The 8,812-nt window shown below is 41.9% G+C and carries 10 protein-coding genes and 1 other RNA gene; 2 read left to right on the top strand and 9 right to left on the bottom strand.

Annotated features, from left to right (window positions below; genetic code table 11):
* Nucleotides 1-617 precede the first annotated feature (617 nt).
* From ACEYV4_RS08240 to ACEYV4_RS08205, 8 genes are all read right to left on the bottom strand, one after another.
* Entirely contained in the window at nt 618-827 is a 210-nt protein-coding gene (locus ACEYV4_RS08240) for a hypothetical protein (RefSeq protein ID WP_373842838.1), read from the bottom strand.
* 254 nt (nt 828-1,081) lie between these two features.
* On the bottom strand, nt 1,082-1,234 hold the full coding sequence (locus ACEYV4_RS08235) for a hypothetical protein (RefSeq protein WP_373842837.1): 153 nt from the start codon (nt 1,232-1,234) through the stop codon (nt 1,082-1,084).
* A 382-nt stretch (nt 1,235-1,616) separates the two neighbouring features.
* Nucleotides 1,617-1,916: a DUF3883 domain-containing protein gene (locus ACEYV4_RS08230; protein WP_373842836.1), complete on the bottom strand. Its 300-nt coding sequence runs from the start codon at nt 1,914-1,916 to the stop codon at nt 1,617-1,619.
* Between the two features lie 262 nt (nt 1,917-2,178).
* Nucleotides 2,179-3,312, bottom strand: coding sequence for a class I SAM-dependent RNA methyltransferase (locus tag ACEYV4_RS08225; protein WP_373842835.1), 1,134 nt, complete (start codon nt 3,310-3,312; stop codon nt 2,179-2,181).
* Between the two features lie 127 nt (nt 3,313-3,439).
* Nucleotides 3,440-3,928, bottom strand: a complete 489-nt coding sequence (locus ACEYV4_RS08220; protein ID WP_373842834.1) for a nitroreductase family protein — start codon at nt 3,926-3,928, stop codon at nt 3,440-3,442.
* A 124-nt stretch (nt 3,929-4,052) separates the two neighbouring features.
* An RNA gene (rnpB, locus tag ACEYV4_RS08215) (RNase P RNA component class B) lies at nt 4,053-4,428 on the bottom strand.
* A 27-nt stretch (nt 4,429-4,455) separates the two neighbouring features.
* Nucleotides 4,456-4,821 carry a cell division regulator GpsB gene (gpsB, locus tag ACEYV4_RS08210; protein ID WP_373842833.1) on the bottom strand — a complete coding sequence of 122 codons (366 nt, stop codon included), beginning with the start codon at nt 4,819-4,821 and terminating at the stop codon, nt 4,456-4,458.
* A gap of 72 nt (nt 4,822-4,893) precedes the next feature.
* The gene (locus ACEYV4_RS08205; RefSeq protein WP_373842839.1) at nt 4,894-5,469 is read right to left on the bottom strand and encodes a DUF1273 domain-containing protein; all 576 of its coding nucleotides are present in this window, start codon (nt 5,467-5,469) and stop codon (nt 4,894-4,896) included.
* A gap of 84 nt (nt 5,470-5,553) precedes the next feature.
* Between ACEYV4_RS08205 and recU the strand changes: the two genes are divergently transcribed.
* Nucleotides 5,554-6,192, top strand: coding sequence for a Holliday junction resolvase RecU (recU, locus tag ACEYV4_RS08200; RefSeq protein ID WP_373842832.1), 639 nt, complete (start codon nt 5,554-5,556; stop codon nt 6,190-6,192).
* A complete protein-coding gene (locus ACEYV4_RS08195) occupies nt 6,179-8,503 on the top strand; it encodes a PBP1A family penicillin-binding protein (protein ID WP_373842831.1) in 2,325 nt (774 codons plus the stop codon). The genes recU and ACEYV4_RS08195 overlap by 14 nt, the downstream gene beginning before the upstream one ends.
* A gap of 78 nt (nt 8,504-8,581) precedes the next feature.
* Here the strand turns inward: ACEYV4_RS08195 and ACEYV4_RS08190 are convergent.
* The coding region (locus ACEYV4_RS08190; protein ID WP_373842830.1) for an IS3 family transposase at nt 8,582-8,812 on the bottom strand (231 nt) is incomplete at its 5' end.

Below are 8,812 nucleotides of genomic sequence, written 5' to 3'. Positions count from 1 at the left end.
TTTAACTCCAACAACTATTCTAAAACAAAAAACGGTAGCTAGTGCTATCGCCTTAATTGTTTATGTATCAACTCTTGTAGTTCTTTGAGGTCATCTTCCGTTGCAATGTCTCGAACAAACTTACGAGCATAAGAACGGTAACGATAGATTCGGTTCTTATCCTTGCTTTTTACTATCCCACTTCTGGGGAGTATCGACCTTCTTATATTAGTATGGTATACTATATATGCAAAAAGCCAAGAGGTTTGGGCTCTTGACTCTTTGCGTTCCGGAAATTGATTTTGCCAGCTAGTCGCTATTTGCGATTAGCTTTTTTTATTATCGCGTAAGCCTTTGCAAAATTAATCGCGGCTACCGACAATAACAGGATTGTCAGTGCGATAGCAATATTTGCAACTCTTATCCTGGTCAGTCAAAAAATCAGTCGGTAGAATAAAAATTGATCAGTTTTGAAGATGTTAATTTATGTAAATTCATTACTTAATTGTTGAAGTCCTTTAAGGATTGCATGGGTATCTGCTAACGCTTCATTATATTTTTTGACTTTTCATGTCAAATTTCTATCCTTGTAATCTTAAAATGGAATTTTTTTGTATCAGTAAAGTCTCCCGACGTTTCTAATTTTTCAGCTCTTTCAATTTTTTATCTATAAGGTCGCGCAATTCTAGCAATTCTTCACGTGTAGCATCGTTTTTGATAAAGCCCCGCGCCCTTGATTTTTTCTGATAGCGATAGGCTTCTGATTTGTGGGCCCGGTTATATGTGGCTACACGCTTTAGTTGCCGCTTGTGTGCTTCTTCTTCAGTGTATTTTTTAGGACGTGGCATTTTCGGCTTTCCTCTCTTCTTTGATTTTAAGTGTTACGGTGTTTTCTTTCTTTTAGCTGTTTCCTAATTTTTAGTGCTTTTTTGAAATAGTAATTACCGGATTTTATCAGCCGATAGCTTACATATAAAGCAACCGTCAAAATAATTATATCTAATAAAACTTTTAACACGCTTGTATCTTCCTATTTTTTAAGTTTCATAGTATACTTAGTATATGTAAAAGGGAACCGCACCACGATTCCCTAAAATGTAAGTCATTGTTTATTTTTAGCCTTATTTAAGCGTTTGTGCCGCTTTTTTAAGGCTTTTTCTTTTAAGGTTCGCCCTTGCCAGTAATCTAAGTAGCCTTTACAGACTAGCCGATAAGCTCCGGCGATCCCTAAAAGGGCGCTTACCACTGTAAGCATAACCCTAACCCCTTTCATATCTAGAATTTGAAAGTTGGGGTTGCTTAAGCTAGTAATTAGCTTACAGCTACATATTACTATTTTATTATTAGTTGTCAACTTATATTGTAAAAAGGCTCTCTATCTATGAGAAAAATTTAAATATTTTATTGGTATTGGTTTTATAGTTCTGCGGCGCTTTATTTCATAATTTTTACTATGTTTAAAATAAAAACGTGTTACTTCTTTAGTAGCACGTTTTTAATAAAGATTACTTCTTAAGTCGAATAGTCGCTTGATACTGAACAGGAATTAATCTACTCATTTTTTGCCTATTATTAAATGGATCCTTAATTCTGACTATTCGAGGTATACCATCCACATCGAATACACGATACAGCCACTAGTTATTAAGGATCTTTGCGTACTGACGCTCATTCTCAGTCAAATAGAAGCTAAATTGCTTTTTATAAGGTTCATTTGTAGATTTAACTTCAATGTATCTAGGCGATTCATCTTCTTCAAATGACTTAATATCATAACCACATTTGTCTAATAGTAAGGACACCTGTAAGATTTGCTTGGCAAGCTTTGGATGTTTATTATCCAATTTAGCTCTCTCACTCTCCATAACTATCTTTTCTCCTAAATCACCTATAGCAATAACTTTCTTTTCATGCTGAACATAATCAATTCTACCCATATTAGTGATCGTCTGACATTTTACTCGGCCACAACTTTGGACATCCCCATCGTTGAAACAATTGCCGCTTGCTGTTGTATTTTTTTGTCATTTGTTAGTGCCAATTGTTCATATTCATTAAAGCTTTTATTTTTAATAGTTTCAGGAGCATTAGGAAAAATTTTTAGCCTTTAATCAATAAAAAACCATTTAATTGCCATCATAGTATGTTTTACAAGTTTAAAATACTTCGATATTACTGCTATTATGCGGTTTTATAGTGTTACCTTTTCTTATGACCCCAAAACTGGAAAAGATCTGTTCGTAAGGCACCATTGTAAAGCTTCCGCCGTTTAGTAGCCTTAGCCCCATAGTATTTCTCAAAGCCCATGTCGGCCGTTAGAATATATTTGCTCCAAGTGGTCAGCGGTCGATAAAGCTCTCCCATTTGCCGATAGAGTTCATGGACGGCCGCATGGTCACTCAGCCGTTCTCCGTACGGTGGGTTAGCAACAATCACTCCATTAATCTTATCGGTCCGCCAATCTTTAACCGCTAACTGCTTGAAAGTAATATCATGAGTCAAACCAGCCGCCTGACAATTTTCATTAGCGATGTCGATCATATTTTGATCAATATCATAGCCATGAATATCGAGCTTAACATCATAATCAGCCGCAGCATCAGCTTCATCACGAACCTCGTCAGATAGACCATCCGGCGTCAAATTAACCCACTGCTCACAGGTAAAAGAGCGGTTAATTCCTGGGGCGATATTATGACCATAAAGTGCCGCCTCGATCGGAATCGTTCCTGAACCACAGACTGGATCAACAAATGGATTATCAGGAAACCAGTGTGCTAACATAACCAAGGCCGCGGCCATGTTTTCCTTTAGTGGGGCACCACCCTTATTTTTCCGGTAACCCCGTTTAAAAAGTCCCTCTCCAGTCGTATCCAGGGTTAAGAGAACATGGTCCTTATTAATGGATACTTCTAGTGGATATAGATTCCCCGTTTCAGGTAAGCGCGTCCGTCGATGATAAACTCGACTGAGCCGTTGAACAATTGCCTTCTTCACAATCGCCTGAACACTGGGGGTATTGTGCAACTGGGAACGGTGACTCTTTCCTTCTACCGGGAATTGAGCATCTACCGGCAAGTAATCTTCCCATGGCAGGTCGTTTGTCTGGTCAAAAAGGTCATCAAAGGTGCGAGCGTCAAACTCACCAACAATAATCTTGACCCGGTCAGCCGTCCGTAGCCAGAGATTAGTCCTAATGATATCCTTCATACTGCCATCGTAACGTACCCGGCCATTTTCTACGCGAGTCTCATAGCCCATACGCCGTAATTCCTTACCAACCAAAGCCTCGATACCGGCCGCAGCAGTTGCTATTAAATGGTACTTTTGCACGATTTTACACTTCCTCATTTTAAATTGCTAACTGCTATTTTAACACAGACAAATTGTAAACAAAAAAACTGTTCACTAGTTCTTTTTACTAGTAAACAGTTTTTTCTTCTCACGTTAACTTGAGAAATCAACTAATAACCTGAACCTGGTACCGATTGCCCCGGTCTTCAGCAGCTGGCTGTTCAGCCGCCTTCCCAACTGGCACAATTGTCGTTACTTGAAATCCATCTGGAACTTTCAATGACTGTAAAACACCAGCATAATGGTTAAGCTTTTTGGCTCCACCCATAACATAAACTGAACCTAAGCCAAGGTCAGTTGCCTCAATCATCACATTTTCGGCAGCCACCGAGGCATCTCGTTCACCAAATTCACTACCCTTTTTCGTCAGAATAATAAAAAGCAATGGTGCTCCGTAACAGGCATCCCCTGTTGCATCTTCAACCTGTTGACAAAGCTGGGCGTCAGTCACTACAACTGCTTGCATAACATCCATCTGGTGCATTCCGCACGGAGCAGCTTGAAAGGCTTCAATCAATTTCTGTACTGTTGCTTCACTCAATCCTGCCGTCAAAAATTTACGAACCGATTGTCGTTGCGTAATTGCTTTAACCATCTTAGTATGGACTTCCCTTCTATTCACATCAACGAAACTACACTTCTATTATAATAGTTTTTATACCAAGATGGGATTTACTTTAAAAAAAAGCCCGGACAAATCCGGGCACCTGATTGCAAGCATCTATAGGCCATGTTTTGTCGTAGGACGGCTACCAGGTAATAACCGCCCCGAGGTAATCATCTATCTCAGAGTAAAAAACTCTCCCCTGGAATCGCTTCAGTTTGCTATCCAAAGCTCCCCTACCGTAGTTTGGGTTTACCGCTTGAGGGGTTTACCGCGTTCCACCAGCTCAGTTTTCCAAGCTGTATCGTCACTGTGGCACTTTTCAGGAATACTCGGGCATAGTCGAAACCTTAGCCGTTTCTTCCGCCGTCACCGACAGAATCGGTGCCCCGCCTTATTTTTTCAGCGAGCACAAACACTACGGGCATCACAGCCCGTGCGAGCATGGACCTTCCTAACACAACATTAGCTGTGCTCAATTACCCAAAGCTTGCAAAATTTAATTTTAATAACGCATCCTAAAGCAGGTGTGAATCATCCTGGCCTTCGTTACCATTAATTTGGGAACCAAAGACTCGTCGCTCCAAATTAGATAAACGCTTGAGAATATCCATATTGGTAGCATTGGAAACTGGTTGTTGGTTGTTCGCATGAGCATTCATCGTCGAACCAACCTCAACCTGACGATTTAATTCATCAACCTTAGCTCGCAGACGTTCATTTTCATCATTGAGTCGGTTAACTTCTTTATTAAAAGTGTCATAGTCCTTGATAACATCATCAAGAAAAGCATCGACATCGGCTTCATCATAGCCCTTACCAATGTTTTTCTCTTTAAATTGCTTATGCAAAATGTCTTGCGGAGTAAACTTTATGCTATCCAACTTAAACACCTCAATTGTTTAGTACGCGTGATACATAAATAACTATACCAAACTCCCCCATAATTGCAAGGGTCAATTTTGACTTTGTTGCTCATGCTGCTCCTCACCCCATTCCACAGCGGCCTCCTGAAGTTCATCAAAATCAATCAAAGATAAGGGATAAGTATGCCCTTCACCATAGCGTTGAGCACGGTGATAATCATATTGAGGCTTGCCCTTATATTCAGGATCATAAAGCAGTAACATCCTGTCAGTATGGGTCAACATGAAGCGCTGGTAAGTTCGTAACTGACGAGGCGATTGGTAAGGATGATTAGTTACCGGTGCCGTAAAATTAACGTGATTTTTTATGTCAGCTAGTTTTTCTTGGTTTTCCGCATTCCAACGTTGAGAAAAATCAGTATACGGTTCCATCAGGGCCAGTTTCAACTGAGAAAAATCTTTCTGCAGCTTTAATCCGCACTCCAGCCCCCAACGTTCTGTACCAAGTTGGGGCCCCGAAATCAGCCAAAATTCATCGGTATCTTCTTCTAGCATTCCACGCAGGTGTTCGGTCAGGACCTTCTTAATGACCTTCACCTTAGGATCGTCATCATGAAACACGTTTAGTTCATAACTTCGGTAGCCCGTCAGCCACAGTCGACGCACCATCCTCACCTCCGTAACAATACTGTATCATTATCTTAACTATTATCTGGTATAATATAAGGCTAGTTAGGAGAGTGATACCTTATGACAATTCACTATCCCAATGGTCAACATCCCATGCAATCATACCATGTGGATCATGATTTGCCGACCCCCCACCAGTCGATTTACGCTAAACGGGGGATGTCACTTGAAGATGAAATTAACCATAGCAATCAATACTACCTGGCCAACCATATCGCGGTCATTCATAAAAAGCCGACCCCAATTCAATTGGTCAAGGTTGACTACCCTAAACGAAGTGCCGCAGTGATCCGGGAGGCATACTTCCGACGGCCATCGACAACCGATTATAACGGTATCTATAGGGGACGTTATATTGACTTTGATGCCAAGGAAACACGCAACCGTCGCTCCTTCCCATTAAAGAATTTTCATCTTCACCAGATCAACCACATGCGGGAATGCGTTAACCTGGGGGGAATTTGTTTTGCCTTCATCAAATTTACCGAGCTCGATCTCGTCTACCTGTTGCCCGCCACAATTTTATTTCATTATTGGGACCAGCAAGACCAGGGTGGCCGCAAATCAATTCGGTTAACTGATATTCAGCGCCGGGGCTTTCAAATTAAGTACCGGCTTAACCCTCGCCTACCATATTTAGAGGCAGTTGACCAGATCATCGCTGCCGATCACAAAGGAGTCTACAATGAATACAAATGATCAACCGAGTCGTAGCGCCCGTCACCAAGCGGACTACGATGAACAACCACCAGAAAGGGGTGGCCTCGCCAAACGAATTCTCTTATGGATTCTCGGTATTATTGTTCTACTTTTCGTCGCTGGGACCGCCCTTTTCTTTTACTATGCCTCTAGTGCACCACGAATTAGTCGTAATGAATTAGCTGGTCAAAATACCACTACTATCTATGACGATCAAAACCGGGTAATTTCCCGTCTGGGTGCTCAAAAGCGCGAATATGCAAAGAACAACCAAGTACCGACCAATCTTAAACACGCCGTCGTTGCTATTGAAGACCGCCGCTTCTACAAGCACCATGGAGTCGACCCAATTCGAATTATGGGAGCGGCCACGGCCAACATCTTTGGTCACTCAACAGGGATGCAGGGCGGTTCTACCCTCACCCAACAATTAGTCAAACTATCGGTCTTCTCAACAGCCGCCTCGGATCGGACGTTTAAACGTAAAGCTCAAGAAGCTTGGTTGGCGATCAATGTTGAACGTCATTTCTCCAAAAGCCAAATTCTAAACTTCTACATTAATAAAGTTTACATGGGTAACGGGGTTTATGGTATGCAAACGGCGGCTCAGTACTATTATGGTAAGAATCTAAACCAGCTTGACCTTTCTCAAGAAGCACTACTCGCTGGAATGCCTCAGTCACCTTCCTACTATAATCCGCTCGCTGATAATACCAAATACGCTACTCAACGGCGTAACGAAGTACTCAACGCGATGGTCCGGAGTAAATACATCACCCAAGCCCAGGCCAATCAAGCGGCCAGTGAAAATATCACTGACGGACTAGACCCTAACCATGGGAATACGTCCAATAACGGCACTGGTGTCAAAGAAGCAGTTGTTGATGCCTATGTTAAGCAAGTCTTGTCTGATTTGGAGGCAAGGGGTTATAACCCATATAACGATGGGCTGAAGGTTCATACTAATCTCGACCTGGATGCTCAACGACACCTCTACGATGAAGCCAATAACTCTGTTCCTTTCCAAAGCAACCAGATGCAAGCCGGAGTAGCCGTTACCGATCCACACAATGGTCAGATTGTTGCCATGCTTGGTGGGCGTCATACCGGCCACGTTATCTACGGCCTAAATCGGGCTGTTCAGACCAACCGGAGTTCTGGCTCCACTGCTAAGCCGCTAATGGATTACGGTCCAGCAATCGAGTATCTGCAATGGCCAACTTTTAAACAGGTTCAAGATACCAAATTTGTTTACCCTGGTACTAACAAGGTTCTAAAAGACTTTGATAACAAGTATAAGGGCGCAATGACAATGCGGGAAGCTCTTGTTCAATCACGAAACGTTCCAGCAATTCGCACCTTGCAACAGGTCGGAATTAAACGGGCAACTGATTTCGTCAACGGCCTCGGGATCTCCCAAAAGGATCCTTACACCTTACAAAGCGGAATCGCTCTTTACATTTCACCATTGCAAGTTGCTTCTGCCTATGCCGCCTTCGCTAACGGTGGGACTTACTATAAGCCTTACTATATCAACTCGATTACCACTCAAGATGGCGAAGTTAAACAATTTAACCCTCATGGTAAACGGGCAATGAATAAAGCAACCGCCTACATGATCACCGATATGCTTAAGGGTGTCTTCAAGAATTCTCAAGAAGGAAGTGCCACCGCTGCTCAGTTGGATGGTGTACACCAGGCTGGTAAGACTGGAACAACCAATTATCCATCCGGAAGTGGTCACTCAGGTGCGATGGATTCCTGGATGGCTGGCTATACTAAGAACTATTCAATTGCCGTCTGGACCGGTTATGACCACCCAATGCAAAACAAGGGATTGACCGATCAGTACACCCAATCCGCAATCTTACTTTACAAGGATTTAATGAATTATTTGGATAGCCAAAATCACGCCTCCAACTGGTCGATGCCAGATTCAGTCGAAGCCGTCAAAGTCAATGGCAAGCGGCAGCTAGTAATCAAAGATTCCAAGTGGGCCCTTGAATATACGGCCGATGACAGCAATGACGATGATGACCTGGATTCCAGTTCACTCTTCTCATCATCCACCAGTTCCAGCAAAAAGGAATCACGTTCTTCTGAATCTAGTACCAACGAAAGTTCAAGCACGACCACTAGTCGACGAAGCAACAATAATAGTTCAACAACCACAAATAATGCTTCCTCGACTGCTCCAGCGGCAAGCAGTTCCGCTGCTAATGCTTCCACTAATAATCAAAACTCGACTACTACGAAGAATTCAAACGCTGGTAATGCTGGCAATACTGGTAATAATAATCCACAACAATAAATTAACATCTAAATTACACAATAGGCCTCCAGAGTTCAAACTGAAGTGCCATAGAAAAGTTAGACATTTTATCAAATTTTAACTAATGGATTGATTTCGATATTCAACCGGAGTCAATCCTTTTTTATTTAATGAAATTCTTTCGTAATTAAACCAAGAAATATAATCTTGGACAACTTCACGTAATTGGTTGATCGATGAAATCTTTAACCGCTTTAAGCATTCACGTTTCATTAGGTTGAAAAAACTTTCTATTGGGGCATTATCTAAACAATTCCCCTTCCGAGACATGCTTTGAGTAAGGTTGGC

The organism is Limosilactobacillus sp., from assembly GCF_041859915.1.
In the GTDB taxonomy this organism is placed as follows: Bacteria; Bacillota; Bacilli; order Lactobacillales; family Lactobacillaceae; genus Limosilactobacillus.
This window is presented reverse-complemented; position numbering and strand designations above follow the sequence as displayed.